15 protein-coding genes are annotated in these 16633 nt (G+C 71.2%); 7 read left to right on the top strand and 8 right to left on the bottom strand.

The annotated features are described in order from the left end of the window. Positions 1–45 precede the first annotated feature (45 nt). Genes pgl through tkt form a run of 5 tightly spaced genes read right to left on the bottom strand, consistent with a single transcriptional unit; the run spans position 46 to position 6655 of the window. Positions 46–828: a 6-phosphogluconolactonase gene (pgl, locus tag IH09_RS05725; RefSeq protein ID WP_052854664.1), complete on the bottom strand. Its 783-nt coding sequence runs from the start codon at positions 826–828 to the stop codon at positions 46–48. Then, positions 825–1874, bottom strand: a complete 1050-nt coding sequence (opcA, locus tag IH09_RS05720) for a glucose-6-phosphate dehydrogenase assembly protein OpcA (protein WP_052854662.1) — start codon at positions 1872–1874, stop codon at positions 825–827. The genes pgl and opcA overlap by 4 nt, the downstream gene beginning before the upstream one ends. Then, positions 1871–3394, bottom strand: coding sequence for a glucose-6-phosphate dehydrogenase (gene zwf, locus IH09_RS05715; RefSeq protein ID WP_404827232.1), 1524 nt, complete (start codon positions 3392–3394; stop codon positions 1871–1873). Before zwf ends, opcA begins: the two co-directional genes overlap by 4 nt. A gap of 5 nt (positions 3395–3399) precedes the next feature. Next, positions 3400–4518 carry a transaldolase gene (tal, locus tag IH09_RS05710; RefSeq protein ID WP_052854659.1) on the bottom strand — a complete coding sequence of 373 codons (1119 nt, stop codon included), beginning with the start codon at positions 4516–4518 and terminating at the stop codon, positions 3400–3402. A 34-nt stretch (positions 4519–4552) separates the two neighbouring features. Continuing rightward, complete coding sequence (gene tkt, locus IH09_RS05705; protein ID WP_052854657.1) at positions 4553–6655, bottom strand: transketolase; 2103 nt, start codon at positions 6653–6655, stop codon at positions 4553–4555. Positions 6656–7081: 426 nt separating this feature from the next. Here tkt and IH09_RS05700 point away from each other — a divergent pair, with 426 nt between their 5' ends. Beyond that, positions 7082–8035 (top strand): heme o synthase, encoded by a 954-nt coding sequence (locus IH09_RS05700; RefSeq protein WP_190233212.1) that lies wholly within the window; start codon positions 7082–7084, stop codon positions 8033–8035. Positions 8036–8050: 15 nt separating this feature from the next. After that, entirely contained in the window at positions 8051–8437 is a 387-nt protein-coding gene (locus IH09_RS05695; RefSeq protein ID WP_052854652.1) for a type 1 periplasmic-binding domain-containing protein, read from the top strand. 316 nt (positions 8438–8753) lie between these two features. On the opposite strand, the gene IH09_RS05690 is transcribed toward IH09_RS05695, so the two are convergent. The 3 genes from IH09_RS05690 to IH09_RS05680 form a co-directional block, all read right to left on the bottom strand. After that, complete coding sequence (locus IH09_RS05690; RefSeq protein ID WP_052854650.1) at positions 8754–9779, bottom strand: COX15/CtaA family protein; 1026 nt, start codon at positions 9777–9779, stop codon at positions 8754–8756. Positions 9780–9900: 121 nt separating this feature from the next. Then, complete coding sequence (locus IH09_RS05685; RefSeq protein WP_052854648.1) at positions 9901–10671, bottom strand: ABC transporter permease; 771 nt, start codon at positions 10669–10671, stop codon at positions 9901–9903. A gap of 88 nt (positions 10672–10759) precedes the next feature. Continuing rightward, positions 10760–11686, bottom strand: a complete 927-nt coding sequence (locus tag IH09_RS05680) for an ABC transporter ATP-binding protein (RefSeq protein ID WP_052854646.1) — start codon at positions 11684–11686, stop codon at positions 10760–10762. A 135-nt stretch (positions 11687–11821) separates the two neighbouring features. On the opposite strand from IH09_RS05680, the gene IH09_RS05675 reads away from it, so the two are divergent. The 5 genes from IH09_RS05675 (at position 11822) to IH09_RS05655 (ending at position 16630) form a co-directional block, all read left to right on the top strand. After that, positions 11822–12676: a formate/nitrite transporter family protein gene (locus tag IH09_RS05675; RefSeq protein WP_190233211.1), complete on the top strand. Its 855-nt coding sequence runs from the start codon at positions 11822–11824 to the stop codon at positions 12674–12676. Positions 12677–12754: 78 nt separating this feature from the next. Further along, on the top strand, positions 12755–13615 hold the full coding sequence (locus IH09_RS05670; RefSeq protein WP_052854642.1) for an ArsR family transcriptional regulator: 861 nt from the start codon (positions 12755–12757) through the stop codon (positions 13613–13615). Further along, the gene (gene sufB, locus IH09_RS05665) at positions 13612–15033 is read left to right on the top strand and encodes a Fe-S cluster assembly protein SufB (protein WP_052854640.1); all 1422 of its coding nucleotides are present in this window, start codon (positions 13612–13614) and stop codon (positions 15031–15033) included. The genes IH09_RS05670 and sufB overlap by 4 nt, the downstream gene beginning before the upstream one ends. 86 nt (positions 15034–15119) lie before the next feature. Next, positions 15120–16304, top strand: coding sequence for a Fe-S cluster assembly protein SufD (gene sufD, locus IH09_RS05660; protein ID WP_052854638.1), 1185 nt, complete (start codon positions 15120–15122; stop codon positions 16302–16304). Beyond that, positions 16301–16630: a non-heme iron oxygenase ferredoxin subunit gene (locus IH09_RS05655; RefSeq protein ID WP_052854635.1), complete on the top strand. Its 330-nt coding sequence runs from the start codon at positions 16301–16303 to the stop codon at positions 16628–16630. The genes sufD and IH09_RS05655 overlap by 4 nt, the downstream gene beginning before the upstream one ends. The last annotated feature ends 3 nt before the right edge of the window (positions 16631–16633 follow it).

Below are 16633 nucleotides of genomic sequence, written 5' to 3'. Positions count from 1 at the left end.
CGCCCTCCCGGAGGAGGACGGGGCCGCAGGCGTTGTCCGTGCCGGCTACGCCGAGGCGGGCGGGTAGAGGCCGCGCGGCAGCTGGGCCGCCGCCGCCTCGTCCAGCAGCCAGAGTGTCCGGCTGCGGCCGCGGGCGCCCGCCGCCGGGGTCTGGATCTCCCCGGAGCCGGAGAGTGCGAGGGCCGCGGCCCCGGCCTTGTCCGCACCGGCCGCCAGCAGCCAGACCTCGCGTGCCGCGCGGATCGCGGGCAGGGTCAGGGTCAGGCGGGTGGGCGGCGGCTTGGGCGCGCCGCGCACGCCGACCACCGTCCGCTCCTGCTCGCGCACCGCGGGCAGCTCGGGGAAGAGCGAGGCCACATGGGTGTCCGGGCCGACGCCCAGCAGCAGGACGTCGAAGGACGGCACCGGGCCGTGGTCCTCGGGGCCCGCCGCGGCGGCCAGTTCGGCCGCGTACGCCTCCGCCGCGGCGTCCGCGTCGTTGCCGTACGTGCCGCCCGAGGCCGTCATCGGGTGCACCCGGGCCGGGTCCAGCGGGACGCTGTCCAGCAGCACCTCGCGAGCCTGGGTGTAGTTGCGCTCCGGGTCGCCGTCCGGCACGAACCGCTCGTCGCCCCACCACAGGTCGAGGCGGGACCAGTCCACCGCGTCCCGGGCGGGCGCCTCGGCGAGGGCCGCGAGCAGCCCGTTGCCGTTGCGCCCGCCGGTCAGGACCACGGAGGCGGTGCCGCGGGCGGCCTGGGCGTCCACGATCTTCGTGATCAGCCGGGCCGCCGCGGCCCGCGCCATCAGCTCCTTGTCGCGGTGGACGACGACCTGCGGAGCGCTCACTTGGCGGCTGCCTTCTTGGCGGCCGGCTTCTTCGCCGCCGCGGGCTTGGCCGGGGCCGCCCCGGTGGCGGCGGACTCGGCGGGCTCCGAGGAGTCCGCGGCCGCCGCCGGTTCAGCGGTCGGGCCGGTGAGCCGGTCCACGCCGAACTTCAGCGCCGCTGCGTAGGTGTCGTCCGGGTCGAGCCGGCGCAGTTCCTCGGCGAGCAGTTCGGCGGTCTCCCGCCGCTTGAGCGCCACCGCGCGGTCCGGCTGGCCGCGCATGGAGAGCGTGGCCAGGGCGCCGTCCGGGCGGTCCAGCACGATCGGGCCGCCGCTGGTCTCCATGCGGACGGCCGTCAGCCCCGGGCCGGCCGACAGGCTGCGCTTGACCGGGACGTTCAGCCGGCCGGCGAGCCACATGGCGAGCAGTTCGCCACTGGGGTTGAGCTCCTCGCCCTCGACCTCGGCCGAGGTGACCGTGCACGGCATCTGGTCCAGCGCCGCCGCGAGCATCGAGCGCCACGGGGTGGTGCGGGTCCAGGCCAGATCGGTGTCGCCGGGGGTGTAGGTGTCGGCGCGCTTGGTCAGCTCCGCGATGGGCTGCTCGGCGGTGTAGGCGTCGGTGACGCGCCGCTGGGCGAGCGCGCCGAGCGGGTCCTTGGCCGGGTCCAGCGGGGAGTTCACCGCCCACCAGACCACCACCGGGGCGTCCGGCAGCAGCAGCGGCAGCACCACGGACTGGGCGTGGTTGATCGCCTCGCCGTACAGCCGGAGTATGACCGTCTCGCCGGTGCCGGCGTCCGCGCCCACCCGTACCTCGGCGTCCAGGCGGGCCTTGGCGCGGTCGCGCGGCGACCGGCTGACTCGCTTGATGACGACGAGGGTGCGCGAGGGGTGCTCGCGCGAGGCGTTGTTGGCCGCCTTCAGGGCGTCGTAGGCGTTCTCCTCGTCGGTGACGATGACGAGGGTGAGCACCATGCCGACGGCGGGGGTGCCGACGGCGCGACGGCCTTCCACCAGCGCCTTGTTGATCTTGCTGGCCGTGGTTTCCGTCAGATCGATCTTCATGGCCGACGCCAGCTCCGTCCGTCTCGTGCGAGCATTTCGTCCGCCTCGACGGGGCCCCAGGTGCCCGCCGGGTACTGCGCGGGCTTGCCGTGCGCGTCCCAGTACTCCTCGATCGGGTCGAGGATCCGCCAGGACTGCTCGACCTCCTCCAGCCGCGGGAAGAGGTTGGCGTCACCGAGCAGGACGTCGAGGATGAGCCGCTCGTACGCCTCGGGGCTGGACTCCGTGAAGGACTCGCCGTACGCGAAGTCCATCGACACGTCCCGCACCTCCATCGAGGTGCCCGGCACCTTGGAGCCGAACCGGACGGTCACGCCCTCGTCCGGCTGCACCCGGATGACCAGGGCGTTCTGCCCCAGCTCCTCGGTGGCGGTGTGGTCGAAGGGGGAGTGCGGCGCGCGCTGGAAGACCACCGCGATCTCGGTGACCCGGCGGCCCAGCCGCTTGCCGGTGCGCAGGTAGAAGGGGACGCCCGCCCAGCGGCGGTTGTCCACCTTCAGCTTGATGGCGGCGTAGGTGTCGGTCTTCGACTTGGGGTCGATACCGTCTTCCTGGAGATAGCCGACGGCCTCCTCGCCGCCCTGCCAGCCGGCCGCGTACTGCGCGCGCACCGTCTCCTCGCCGAGGTTCTCGGGCAGCCGGACGGCGCCCAGCACCTTGGTCTTCTCCGCGACCAGCGCGTCCGCGTCGAAGGAGGCGGGCTCCTCCATCGCGGTCAGTGCGAGCAGCTGGAGAAGGTGGTTCTGGATGACGTCGCGGGCGGCGCCGATGCCGTCGTAGTAGCCGGCCCGGCCGCCGATGCCGATGTCCTCGGCCATCGTGATCTGCACATGGTCGACGTACGACCGGTTCCAGATCGGCTCGAACATCGTGTTGGCGAACCGCAGCGCCAGGATGTTCTGGACCGTCTCCTTGCCGAGGTAGTGGTCGATCCGGAAGACCTCGTGCGGCGGGAAGACCTCGTGGACGATCCGGTTGAGCTCCTGGGCGCTCTTGAGGTCGTGGCCGAAGGGCTTCTCGATGACCGCGCGGCGCCAGGAGTCCTCCTTCTGGTCGGCCAGCCCGTGCTTCTTGAGCTGCTGGACGACCTTGGGGAAGAACTTCGGCGGCACGGACAGGTAGAAGGCGAAGTTGCCGCCGGTGCCCTGCGCCTTGTCCAGCTCATGGATCGTGTCCTTGAGCGTCTCGAAGGCTTCGTCGTCGTCGAAGTCGCCCTGCACGAAGCGGCAGCCCTGGACCAGCTGCTGCCAGACCTCCTCGCGGAAGGGCGTGCGCGCGTGCTGCTTGACGGCCTCGTGCACCTCCTCCGCGAAGTCCTCGTCCTGCCACTCGCGGCGGGCGAACCCGATGAGCGAGAAGCCCGGCGGCAGCAGACCGCGGTTGGCGAGGTCGTATACGGCAGGCATCAGCTTTTTACGGGACAAATCGCCCGTGACGCCGAAGATGACCAGGCCGGACGGCCCCGCGATACGCGGGAGCCGCCGGTCCTGGGCGTCACGCAGCGGATTGCTGCTGGACAAGTTGGTCAGCCCTCCGAAGGAGCGAGGCGCTTGAGCTCCGCCTCAGTGGACTTGAGCAGGTCGTTCCAGGACGCCTCGAACTTCTCGACGCCCTCGTCCTCCAGGAGCCGCACGACGTCGTCGTACGAGATCCCGAGCGCGGCCAGCGCGTCCAGGTCGGCACGGGCCGCCGCGTAACCGCCGCGCACGGTGTCACCCGTGATGTCGCCGTGGTCGGCGGTGGCCTCCAGGGTGGCCTCCGGCATGGTGTTGACGGTGCCGGGGGCGACCAGCTCGTCGACGTACAGCGTGTCCTTGTAGGCCGGGTCCTTGACACCGGTCGAGGCCCACAGCGGACGCTGCTTGTTGCCGTGCGCCTTGTCGAGCGCGGCCCAGCGGTCCGAGGAGAAGACCTCCTCGTACGCCTCGTAGGCCAGCCGGGCGTTGGCCAGCGCGGCCTTGCCCTTGAGGGCCTTGGCCTCGTCGGTGCCCAGCTTGTCCAGGCGCTTGTCGATCTCGCTGTCCACCCGGGACACGAAGAACGAGGCCACCGAGTGGATCTTGGCGAGGTCGAGGCCGGCGGCCTGGGCCTTCTCCAGCCCCGCGAGGTAGGCGTCCATGACCTCGCGGTAGCGCTCCAGCGAGAAGATCAGCGTGACGTTGACGCTGATACCCCTGCCGATGACCTCGGTGATCGCCGGCAGGCCGGCCTTGGTCGCCGGGATCTTGATGAGGGTGTTGGGACGGTCCACCAGCCAGGCGAGCTGCTTGGCCTCGGCGATCGTCGGGACGGTGTGGTGGGCCAGGCGCGGGTCGACCTCGATGGAGACCCGGCCGTCCTGGCCGTCCGTGGCGTCGAAGACCGGCCGCAGGATGTCGGCGGCGTCCCGGACGTCCGCCGTCGTGATCATGCGGATGGCTTCCTCGACGGTGACCTTGCGGGCGGCGAGGTCGGCGAGCTGCTGCTGGTAGCCGTCGCCCGCGGAGATCGCCTTCTGGAAGATCGACGGGTTGGTGGTGACGCCGACGACGTGCTGCTGGTCGATCAGCTCGGCGAGGTTGCCGGACGTGATGCGCTTGCGCGACAGGTCGTCCAGCCAGATCGCGACGCCTTCGTCGGAGAGGCGCTTGAGTGCGTCTGTCATGGGTTCTGCATCTCCTACTTGTCGTATACCGGCGTCAGCGCGCGGCGGCTTCGAGGGATTCCCGGGCGGCGGCGGCCACCGCGTCGGCGGTGAAGCCGAACTCGCGGAAGAGGACCTTGCCGTCGGCGGAGGCGCCGAAGTGCTCCAGGGACACGATGCGGCCGGCGTCCCCGACGAAGCGGTGCCAGGTCAGACCGATACCGGCCTCGACGGCGACCCGCGCCTTGACGGCGGGCGGCAGCACGCGCTCGCGGTAGTCCTGGTCCTGCTCGTCGAACCACTCGACCGACGGCATCGAGACGACGCGCGCCGGGACGCCCTCGGCCTGCAGCTGCTCACGCGCCTCGACGGCGAGCTGCACCTCGGAGCCGGTGCCGATCAGCACCACCTCGGGCGCGGTGGGCCGCCCGTCGGAGCCTTCGGCCTCGAACAGGACGTAGCCGCCCTTGGCGGCGTCCTCGTTCGCCTCGTACGTCGGCACGCCCTGGCGGGTCAGCGCCAGGCCGTGCGGGGCGCCCTTGCCGAACTCCTTGGTGTAGCGCTTGAGGATCTCGCGCCACGCGATGGCGGTCTCGTTGGCGTCGGCCGGGCGCACGACGTTCAGGCCCGGGATGGCGCGCAGCGAGGCCAGGTGCTCGACCGGCTGGTGGGTCGGGCCGTCCTCGCCCAGCCCGACGGAGTCGTGCGTCCACACGTACGTCACCGGCAGGTGCATCAGCGCGGAGAGCCGGACGGCGTTGCGCATGTAGTCGGAGAACACCAGGAAGGTGCCGCCGTAGATGCGGGTGTTGCCGTGCAGCGCGATGCCGTTCATCTCCGCGGCCATGGAGTGCTCGCGGATGCCGTAGTGGATCGTGCGGCCGTACGGGTCGGCGCCGGGCAGCGGGTTGCCCTTCGGCAGGAACGAGGAGTTCTTGTCGATGGTGGTGTTGTTCGAGCCCGCGAGGTCGGCGGAGCCGCCCCACAGCTCGGGGATGACCGCGCCGAGCGCCTGGAGGACCTTGCCGGACGCGGCACGGGTGGCCACGGCCTTGCCGGTCTCGAACGCCGGGAGCTGGTCCTGCCAGCCCTCGGGCAGCTCGCCCGCGGCGATCCGGTCGAACTCGGCGGCGCGCTGCGGGTTGGCGGTGCGCCAGGCGGCGAACGCCTTCTCCCACTCGCCCCGGGCCTCGCGGCCGCGGTCGAGGGCGGCGCGGGTGTGCGCGATGACCTCGTCGGAGACCTCGAAGCTCTTCTCCGGGTCGAAGCCCAGGACCCGCTTGGTGGCGGCGACCTCGTCCGCACCCAGCGCCGAGCCGTGCGCGGCCTCGGTGTTCTGGGCGTGCGGGGCCGGCCAGGCGATGATCGAGCGGGCCGCGATGAACGAGGGGCGCCCGGTCTCCGCCTTGGCGGCCTGGAGGGCCTTGGCCAGACCGGCCGGGTCCAGGTCACCGTTGGGCAGCTGCGCCACCCGCTGGACGTGCCAGCCGTACGCCTCGTACCGCTTGAGGGTGTCCTCGGAGACCGCGGTCTGCGTGTCGCCCTCGATGGAGATGTGGTTGTCGTCCCACAGCAGTACGAGGTTGCCGAGCTTCTGGTGGCCCGCGAGCGAGGACGCCTCGGCGGAGATGCCCTCCTGGAGGCAGCCGTCACCGGCGATGGCGTAGATGGTGTGGTCGAAGGGCGAGGTGCCCGGCGCCGCCTCCGGGTCGAAGAGGCCGCGCTCGTAGCGGGCGGCCATCGCCATGCCCACGGCGTTGGCGACACCCTGGCCCAGCGGGCCGGTGGTGGTCTCCACGCCGGTGGTGTGGCCGTACTCGGGGTGGCCGGGGGTCTTCGAGCCCCAGGTGCGGAAAGCTTCCAGGTCCGCCAGCTCCAGGCCGTAGCCGGCGAGGTAGAGCTGGATGTAGAGGGTCAGGCTGGAGTGGCCGGCGGAGAGCACGAACCGGTCGCGGCCGGTCCAGTTCGCGTCGGCGGGGTCGTGCCGCATCAGCTTCTGGAAGAGAAGATAGGCGGCCGGCGCCAGACTCATGGCCGTACCCGGATGGCCGTTACCGACCTTCTGCACGGAATCCATGGCCAGGACGCGGACGGTGTCAACGGCCCGCTGGTCCAGCTCGGTCCACTCGAAATCTGTGGTGGTCGGCTTGGTGCTCACCCTGAGTCAGGGCTCCTCTCCACATGTCGAATGCCGCGGACCGGTATGTCCGCCAGGCGGTGTCGAGCCTACCCCCGCAAGTGCGTGCGCCTTTTCGACTCGTGGTCGGTGGCGGCACCCGGGAAGGACGTCGCTCCGGGCAACGGAACCACTGCTTCCGGAATTCCCCGCCGGAGGCGGCGCCCGTACGACCAGACTGCCGGGCGGCGCGGGCATCCGCCTCCTGAACACCCGATGATCGCGGGGCCGCGGTGCGGCGCCGGTACCGCGGCCCGCGCCCAACACGACCGCACCCCCGCGAAGATCGCGATATCCCCAACGTCTAAAGTGGCGTGGTACGCGCAAGCCTTGACCGGTCATCGCCGGGTGTGCTTGCTGGCCTTATCTCCGCGGCGGATGCCGCAGACGTTACTTCCAGGGGTGTGCGTGACGGCCGTCGAATCCCGTCCTGCGGGGGCGCTCTCTCAGGGCCCCGGGAGTAGTCCCGGCAACCGGCCGTTCGGGGCCCGTGTCAAGGCGTTCATGATCCTCACCAAGCCGCGGGTCATCGAATTGCTGCTGATGACCACCGTGCCGGTGATGTTCCTGGCGGCCGGGGGCGTGCCAGATCTGTGGCTGGTGCTCGCGACCTGCATCGGCGGTTACCTCTCCGCCGGCGGCGCGGCCGCCTTCAACATGTACCTCGACCGCGACATCGACGCCCTGATGGACCGCACCGCCCAGCGCCCGCTGGTCACCGGCATGGTCTCGCCGCGTGAGGGCCTGGTCTTCGCGTCCGTCCTCACCGTGGTCTCGGTGGCCTGGTTCTGGGCCTTCGTCAACCTGCTCTCCGCGGTGCTCTCGTTCGCCGCGCTGCTCTTCTACGTCGTCGGCTACACGATGATCCTCAAGCGGCGCACCGCGCAGAACATCGTCTGGGGCGGTATCGCGGGCTGTATGCCGGTCTTCATCGGCTGGTCCTCGGTGACGAACTCGGTCTCCTGGGCCGCAGTGGTCCTCTTCCTCGTCATGTTCTTCTGGACGCCGCCGCACTACTGGCCGCTGTCGATGAAGGTCCAGGAGGACTACGCGCGGGTCGGCGTGCCGATGCTGCCGGTCATCGCGGGCAACAAGGTCGTCGCGCGCCAGATCGTCCTCTACAGCTGGGCGATGGTCGCCGTCTCGCTGCTGCTCCAGCCGCTCGGCTACACCGGCTGGTTCTACACCGCCGTCGCGGTCGCCTGCGGCGCCTTCTGGCTCAAGGAGGCGCACGGCCTGCGGGCCCGCGCCAAGGCCGGGCTCACCGGCGCCAAGCTCAAGGAGATGCGGCTGTTCCACTGGTCCATCACCTATGTGTCGCTGCTCTTCGTCGCCGTCGCCGTGGACCCCTTCCTCCGCTGATTACCGGCGGGTAGCATGCTGTCCATGGCAGACACCCAGCAGGCGGACGAGCAGACGGCGGACGACGCCGTGGCCGAGGCGCGGGACCGGCGGCGGACCGCCCGGCGCACGGCCCGGCTCGCCAAGGAGATCCGGGCCTTCGCCGGTTCGCACGGCGGCAGCGCCGAGGGCCAGCTCGCGCACATAGGCCGCGGCCGCACCCGTATCGCTCTCGTCGGCGCCAACGGCGAGTGGGGAAACCTCGTCGCGGAGTCCTTCACCGCCGCCAAGGAGGCCGCCGAACAGGCCGGCGTCACCCTCCAGGACGACTTCGACGGCCCCCTCGCCGCCAAGGTCCGCACCGGTCCCTACGAGTGGTCCCGGATGGCGGGCCTCCAGCTGGGCGGCCCGGCCAACCCCTGACGCCGGTCCCGGACCGGCCCCTGAACCACAGAGCCCACCGGGCGCGGAGTACCGCGCCGGGTGGGCTTTTTGCTGTCTGCGGGGAGGGGCGGGCTTCCGGCCGGTGCGGGCCGGTGCCGCCGGTTCGGTCGTGGTGCGATCGGCGCGGCGCCGGTAGCTGATCGGCGCCGCGCCGTGGACCGTCGCGGATGCCAGAGCGGGTCTCCTGGCGGACGGACGACGGCCCCTGCGCTCCGGGAGATGTCCGGGGCGCAGAGGCCGTCCGTCAAGCCGTTGGCCGGGCCGGTGTCCGGCCGGGCCGGTGGTCGCGCGGGGTCTACCGGGCGGCCGGGGCCTTCGCCGGCTGCTCCGCCGGGGAGGCTGTTTCCGTGGCGTCCTCGGTATCCGTGGCGTCGGTGGTGGACTCCGGTGCGGCGGGTACGGGGCCGCGGTCGCGCAGCGCCAGGAAGATCCGCAGGACGCCGATCCAGACCAGCGTGGAGCCGAACATGTGCAGGCCGACGATCAGCTCGGGCTGGCCGTTGAAGTACTGGACGTAGCCGATCACGCCCTGGAAGAGGAGGCAGCCGAACAGCTCCAGGACGGCGCGGCGCGGCGCGGCCGGGGCCTTGACGGCGCGCAGCGTGAACCACAGGGCGACGCTCAGGCCGACGACGATGTAGACGAAGTCGACATGGAGCTGGGTGATCTCCTGCCAGTCCAGCGGGATGCGGTGGACGTCCTTGGAGGCGTCGCCCGCGTGCTGGCCCGAGCCCGTCACGACCGTACCGATGACGGTCAGTGCGGCGGTGGCCAGCACCAGCACGAAGGCGAGCTGGCGGACCGGCCGGGCGACCAGGCCGCGCGGTTCCCCGTCGCCTTCGCCGGCCCGCTTCCAGGACACCACGGCGACCGTGAGCAGACCGGTGGAGAGCAGGAAGTGCGAGCTGACGATGTACGGGTTGAGGCCGGTCAGGACCGTGATGCCGCCGACGACGGCGTTGCCCATGACGATCCAGAACTGGGCCCAGCCGAGCCGGGTCAGCGAGCGGCGGCGCGGGTGGCGGGCGCGGGCGGCGATGATGAACAGCCCGACGACGACGCACAGCACGCCGGTCAGGGCGCGGTTGCCGAACTCGACGATGCCGTTGATGCCCATCGCCGGCGTCGGCGTCAGGCTCTCCGCCGTGCAGGTGGGCCAGGTCGGGCAGCCGAGGCCGGACTCGGTGAGGCGGACCGCCCCGCCGGTCACGACGATGATCACGGCCATGATGACGGTGGCCAGCGCGGCCCGCTCCACGAAGCGCGCGGACGGCTGCCAGCGGCGGGCGATCAGCTCAAGGGGATTCAGCGTGTTCGGCACGGGAGCCATCGTAGGGGGCCCCTTGTGCAAACTTTCACGAGGGGTGCGTATCGCAACGGAACCGGACGGGGCGATCAGCCGTGCGGCCCCGTCCGGGCCGTGCGGGGGCCGGTCGCGACGGCTACTCCCAGCGGAAGAAGCGGGCCGCCGCGCCCAGGCCCGCCACCGCCCAGACCGCGAGGATGCCGAGGTCGGACCAGGGGACGCCGGCGCCGTGCTGGAGGACGGTGCGCAGCCCGTCGGAGAGCGCGGTGATCGGCAGCAGCCCGAGCACCGCCTGGGCCGCCTCGGGGAACTTCGCCAGCGGGACGATCACGCCGCCGCCCACCAGGAGCAGCAGGAAGACCAGGTTGGCGGCGGCCAGGGTCGCCTCGGCCTTGAGCGTGCCGGCCATCAGCAGGCCCAGCCCGGAGAACGCGGCGGTGCCCAGGATCAGCAGCCCCGCCACGGCGGCCGGATTGCCGTGCGGGGACCAGCCCAGGGCGAGGGCGACGGCGGTCAGCAGCGCGATCTGGAGGACCTCGGTGACCAGCACCGCGCAGGTCTTCGCCGTCATCAGCCCCCAGCGCGGCAGCGGCGAGGCGGCGAGCCGCTTGAGCACGCCGTAGCGCCGCTCGAAACCGGTGGCGATGGCCTGGCCGGTGAAGGCGGTGGACAGCACGGCGAGCGCCAGGATGCCGGGCGCGAGGAAGTCGACGGACCGGCCGGCGCCGGTGTCGATGATGTCGACGGCGGAGAACAGCACCAGCAGCAGCGTCGGGATGATGACGGTCAGCAGCAGCTGCTCGCCGTTGCGCAGCAGCATCCTGGTCTCCAGGGCCGCCTGCGCGCGGATCATCCGGGGCAGCGGGGCCGCACCGGGCCGCGGGGTGAACGTGCCGGTCGCGGTCATGCGCGCAGCTCCTTACCGGTGAGCTCCAGGCTGTGCCGTCCCGGGGGGCGACCCCCGGACCCCCGGCCGGTGGACGTGTGGCCCTGCCTCATGCGCGCAGCTCCTTACCGGTCAGCTCAAGGAAGACGTCCTCCAGGGTGTGCCGTTCGACGGCTATGGCGTCCGGCATGACGCCGTGCTGCGCGCACCAGGAGGCGACGGTGGCGAGGAGTTGCGGGCCGACCTTGCCGTCGACGCGGTAGGTGCCGGGGGTCAGCTCGGTGGCGGCGCTGTCCGCGGGCAGCGCCTTGAGGAGTGAGGTGACGTCCAGGCCGGGACGGCCGGTGAAGCGCAGGGTGTTCTCCGCGCCGCCCCGGCACAGCTCCTCCGGGGTGCCCCGGGCGATGACCCGGCCGCCGTCGATGATCGCGACATCGTCGGCGAGCTGCTCGGCCTCGTCCATGAAGTGGGTGGTCAGCACGGTGCTGACGCCGTCCTGGCGCAGCTCCCGCACGAGGTCCCAGGTGGCGCGCCGGGCCTGCGGGTCGAGGCCGGCGGTCGGTTCGTCCAGGAAGACCAGTTCGGGGCGGCCGACGACGGCCATCGCCAGCGCGAGCCGCTGCTGCTGCCCGCCGGACAACCGCCGGTACGCGGTCCGGCCGCAGCTGCCCAGCCCCAGCCGCTCGATGAGGAGGTCCACGTCGACGGGGTGGGCGTGCAGGCCGGCGGTGTGCCGCAGCATCTCGTCGGCGCGGGCGCCCGGGTAGACGCCGCCGGATTGCAGCATCACGCCGATCCGGGGCCGCAGTGCCGCGGCGTCGGCGACCGGGTCCAGGCCCAGGACGCGGACCGTGCCGGCGTCCGCACGGCGGTAGCCCTCGCAGATCTCGACGGTGGTGGTCTTGCCGGCGCCGTTCGGGCCGAGTACGGCGGTGACGGCGCCGCGCGCGACGGTGAGGTCGAGCCCGTCCACGGCGGTCTTGGTCCCGTATCTCTTGACCAGGCCGACGACCTCGACGGCAGGCTCGGTTCGCATGCCGGGCAGTCTACGGAGAGCTGCCCCGTTTGCATTAATGGGGGCTTAGGTCCTTTCGAATTCCCGCCTCTCGGCCTTTGACAGGGGGCCCTTGGCGGGAGGGTGCGGCCGTTCGCGGCGCCTAGCGTGGACGGCGTGATCAGCATCGCCGAAAACCTTGAGGAAACGTCCCGGCAGGCGGCCCACAAGGCGGCCGACCTGCGGCGGGTGCCGCGCTACTTCGTCTCCGCGATGCTGGCGGGGGCGTTCATCGGGGTCGGTGAGGTGCTGCTGCTGGTGGCCGTCTCGCCGTTCGTCGCGGAGCACTCGGCGGCGACCAGGATGCTGGAGGGCGCGGTCTTTCCGGTGGCGCTGACCCTGGTGATGTTCGCCGGGGCGCAGCTGTTCACCAGCAACGTGATGATCATGCTCGTCGGCGCGCTCTCCGGCCGGACCGGGATCAAGGATCTGGCGGGCAGCTGGGTGCTCTCCCTGGCGGGCAATCTCGCGGGGACGCTGGCCTTCGGCGCGATGGTGCACGCCTCGGGCGTCACCGCCACCCCGTCCGCCCGTGCGATGCTCGCCGAGCTGGTGGCCGGGAAGAACGCGCTGGCCGGCGGGCAGCTGTTCTGGCGCGCGGTGCTCTGCAACATGCTGGTCTGCCTGGCCGTCTGGATGTTCTTGCGGGCCACCGGCGACGGGGCCAGGACGCTGGTGCTCTGGCTGCCGGTCGCGGTCTTCGTGGCGGTCGGCTTCGAGCACTGCGTGGCCAATATGGCGCTGTACGCCCTCGCGCTCTTCGACGGTGTCGCGGGCGGCGCCGGTCTGCTGCGGAACCTGGCGTACACGGTCCCGGGCAATATCGTCGGCGGCGGGCTGCTGGTGGGCGCCACGTACTGGTTCACCGGCGGTGCGCGGCGGGTCCGCCCCGCCGACGGGGGCCGGCCGGCGGCGGTGGACGGGACGGCCGCCACGGTGGCGCAGACCCCGGAGCGCGCCGGGATTAGGTAACCCTAAGTGACTGAAACCACCCACCGGTGATCCGGTCGAGGGTTGTGCCGTTCCGCGGAATTACGCAACAATGGTGTTGTGAAATACGCGAGCGAGGATCAGAAAGGGCCCGCGGCCGAGCAGACCGCCGGGCCCCGGTCTCCTGCGCCCGAGCGGGGCGGACGGGTCGCGCACCCCACGCCCTCCGCACACGAAGAGCACGAGGGCACCCGTAACAAGGTCGCCCGCTCCATCCTCGACCACGGTCCGTCGACCGCGGCCGAGCTCGCGCTGCGCCTGGAGCTGACCCAGGCCGCCGTCCGCCGGCATCTGGACGCGCTGGCCGCCGAGGGCGTCGTGGAGCCCCGCGAGCAGCGGGTCTACGGAGCGCGGACCCGCGGCCGTCCGGCCAAGGTCTTCGCCCTCACCGACTGCGGCCGGGACGCCTTCGACCAGTCCTACGACCAGCTGGCCGCCGACGCGCTGCGCTGGATCGCGCAGACCGCCGGCGGCGGTGAGATGGGCGAGGCGGCCGTCGCCGCGTTCGCCCGCGCGCGCCTCGCCGTGCAGGCCGAGGGCTACCGCCAGGCGGTCGACGGGGCCGAGCCAGAAGCCCGTGCGAAGGCCCTTGCCGAGGCATTGACCGCCGACGGGTACGCTGCTACGGCGCGCAGCGCGCCCAATTCCCAGCTCGGTGAACAGCTCTGCCAGCACCACTGCCCGGTCGCCCATGTCGCCGAGCAGTTCCCGCAGCTGTGCGAGGCGGAGACCGAGGTCTTCTCCCGCCTGCTGGGAACACACGTACAGCGTCTTGCCACGATCGCCCACGGCGACGGAGTGTGCACGACCTTCATCCCGAAGGCCGGCCACGCCGCCCCGAAGGCGGGCAGGCCCGCTCATCGCACCACCACCAAGACCACCACCGCATCTGCACGCACGGCCGGGAGGAAACCCGCATGACGCTCCCTACGGAGACTGCCCACCCCGAGCTTGAGGGACTGGGTAAGTACGAATACGGCTGGGCCGACTCCGACGTGGCCGGCGCTTCCGCCAAGCGAGGTCTGTCCGAGGCCGTCGTCCGCGACATCTCCGGCAAGAAGAGCGAGCCGGAGTGGATGCTCAAGCTCCGGCTCAAGGGCCTGAAGCTGTTCGACAAGAAGCCCATGCCCAACTGGGGCTCGGACCTGTCGGGCATCGACTTCGACAACATCAAGTACTTCGTCCGCTCCACGGAGCAGCAGGCCGCCTCCTGGGAGGACCTGCCCGAGGACATCAAGAACACCTACGACAAGCTCGGCATCCCCGAGGCGGAGAAGCAGCGCCTGGTCGCCGGTGTCGCCGCGCAGTACGAGTCCGAGGTCGTCTACCACCAGATCCGCGAGGACCTGGAGGAGCAGGGCGTCATCTTCCTGGACACCGACACCGCGCTCAAGGAGCACCCGGAGCTCTTCCAGGAGTACTTCGGCACCGTCATCCCGGTCGGCGACAACAAGTTCGCGTCGCTGAACACCGCGGTGTGGTCCGGCGGGTCCTTCATCTACGTCCCCAAGGGTGTCCACGTCGACATCCCGCTCCAGGCGTACTTCCGGATCAACACCGAGAACATGGGCCAGTTCGAGCGGACGCTGATCATCGTCGACGAGGACGCCTACGTCCACTACGTCGAGGGCTGCACGGCCCCGATCTACAAGTCGGACTCGCTGCACTCCGCGGTCGTCGAGATCATCGTGAAGAAGGGCGGCCGCTGCCGCTACACGACGATCCAGAACTGGTCGAACAACGTCTACAACCTGGTCACCAAGCGCGCCGTCGCCTACGAGGGCGCGACCATGGAGTGGGTCGACGGCAACCTCGGCTCCAAGGTGACGATGAAGTACCCGGCGGTCTACCTCATGGGCGAGCACGCCAAGGGCGAGACCCTGTCCATCGCCTTCGCGGGCGAGGGCCAGCACCAGGACGCCGGCTCCAAGATGGTCCACATGGCGCCGAACACCTCCTCCAACATCGTCTCCAAGTCGGTGGCGCGAGGCGGCGGCCGCACCTCCTACCGCGGTCTCGTCGAGATCGGCGAGGGCGCCGCGGGCTCCAAGTCCAACGTGCTGTGCGACGCCCTGCTGGTGGACACCATCTCCCGCTCGGACACCTACCCGTACGTCGACGTCCGCGAGGACGACGTGTCGATGGGCCACGAGGCGACCGTCTCCAAGGTCAGCGAGGACCAGCTCTTCTACCTGATGGCGCGCGGTCTGACGGAGTTCGAGGCCATGGCGATGATCGTGCGCGGCTTCGTCGAGCCGATCGCCCGTGAGCTGCCCATGGAGTACGCGCTGGAGCTGAACCGGCTGATCGAGCTGCAAATGGAAGGCTCGGTCGGCTGACGGCCGCGGTAGACCCCACACCGACGCGGCGGCCGTCCCCCGGGAAGGCCGAGGAACGTAACCAGAAAGTGAGCACGACGACAGCCATGGCTGAGGCTCAGAACATCCCGGCGGGTGCGACCACCGCCGGCTCCATCGCGGTGGCCGCGGAGTCCACCGTCGCCACCCGGATGAGCGCCCCGCCGTCCTATGACGTGGCGGACTTCCCCGTGCCGCACGGCCGCGAGGAGGAGTGGCGCTTCACGCCCCTCGCGCGCCTGCGGGGCCTGCACGACGGCAGCGCCGTCGCCGGCGGTGCCGATCTGAAGATCGACATCACCGCGCCCGAGGGCGTCACCCACGAGCTGGTCGACCGCGCGGACCCGCGGGTCGGCAAGGCCGGCAAGCCCGTGGACCGGGTCGCCGCCCAGGCGTACAGCTCCTTCGAGAAGGCGTCGGTCCTCACGGTGCCCAAGGAGACCGTGCTCTCCGAGCCGATCCGTATCGCCGTGCACGGCGAGGGCGGCACCGCCTTCGGCCACCAGGTCATCGAGCTGGGCGCGTTCGCCGAGGCGGTCGTCGTCATCGACCACACCGGTGACGCCGTGCTGGCCGCCAACGTCGACTACCTCCTCGGTGACGGCGCCAAGCTGACCGTCGTCTCCGTCCAGGACTGGGACGACCAGGCCGTGCACGTCGGCCAGCACAACGCCCTGGTCGGCCGGGACGCCACCTTCAAGTCCGTGGTCGTCACCTTCGGCGGCGACCTCGTCCGGCTGCACCCGCGCGTCAACTACGCGGGCCCCGGCGGTGAGGCCGAGCTGTACGGCCTGTACTTCACCGAGGAGGGCCAGCACCAGGAGCACCGCCTCTTCGCCGACCACGGGGCGCCCAACTGCCGCTCCAACGTCGTCTACAAGGGCGCGCTCCAGGGCCAGGACGCGCACGCCGTCTGGATCGGCGACGTCCTGATCCAGGCGTCCGCCACCGGCACGGACACCTACGAGCTCAACCGCAACCTCGTCCTCACCGACGGCGCGCGGGTCGACTCGGTCCCCAACCTGGAGATCGAGACCGGCGAGATCGTCGGCGCCGGCCACGCCTCGGCGACCGGCCGCTTCGACGACGAGCAGCTCTTCTACCTCATGGCCCGCGGCATCCCGGCCGACGAGGCCCGCCGGCTGGTCGTCCGCGGCTTCTTCGCCGAGCTGGTCCAGCAGATCGGTCTCCCGGACGTCGAAGAGCGTCTGATGAGCAAGATCGAGGCCGAACTGGAAGCGTCCGCGGCATGACGTACGTACGCGCAGCGGCGCTCAGCGAGCTGGAGGAGGACACCCCCAAGCGGGTGGAGATCGACGGCACGCCGATATCCCTGGTCCGTACCGAGGGCGAGGTGTTCGCGATCAACGACATCTGCTCGCATGCGAACGTCTCCCTCTCGGAGGGCGAGGTCGAGGACTGCTCGATCGAGTGCTGGCTGCACGGATCGAGTTTCGACCTGCGCACCGGCAAGCCGTCGGGTCTTCCCGCGACGCGCCCCGTTCCCGTATACCCCGTCAAGATCGAAGGAGACGGCCCAGACGCAACTGTGCTCGTCTCCATCACCCAGGAGTCCTGAGTT

The sequence above is a fragment of the Streptomyces celluloflavus genome, from assembly GCA_000720995.1.
Taxonomy (GTDB): domain Bacteria; phylum Actinomycetota; class Actinomycetes; order Streptomycetales; family Streptomycetaceae; genus Streptomyces; species Streptomyces celluloflavus.
Note: the sequence above shows the minus strand (reverse complement) of the source record. Positions and strands in the feature narration are given on the sequence as shown.

Excerpts from the sequence above, each read along its gene's own strand:
- opcA (WP_052854662.1), bottom strand. The coding sequence starts at position 1,874 with ATGAAGATCGATCTGACGGAAACCACGGCCAGCAAGATCAACAAGGCG.
- tal (WP_052854659.1), bottom strand. The coding sequence starts at position 4,518 with ATGACAGACGCACTCAAGCGCCTCTCCGACGAAGGCGTCGCGATCTGG.
- IH09_RS05695 (WP_052854652.1), top strand. The coding sequence starts at position 8,051 with ATGCTGTCCATGGCAGACACCCAGCAGGCGGACGAGCAGACGGCGGAC.
- IH09_RS05685 (WP_052854648.1), bottom strand. The coding sequence starts at position 10,671 with ATGACCGCGACCGGCACGTTCACCCCGCGGCCCGGTGCGGCCCCGCTG.
- IH09_RS05680 (WP_052854646.1), bottom strand. The coding sequence starts at position 11,686 with ATGCGAACCGAGCCTGCCGTCGAGGTCGTCGGCCTGGTCAAGAGATAC.
- sufB (WP_052854640.1), top strand. The coding sequence starts at position 13,612 with ATGACGCTCCCTACGGAGACTGCCCACCCCGAGCTTGAGGGACTGGGT.
- sufD (WP_052854638.1), top strand. The coding sequence starts at position 15,120 with ATGGCTGAGGCTCAGAACATCCCGGCGGGTGCGACCACCGCCGGCTCC.
- IH09_RS05655 (WP_052854635.1), top strand. The coding sequence starts at position 16,301 with ATGACGTACGTACGCGCAGCGGCGCTCAGCGAGCTGGAGGAGGACACC.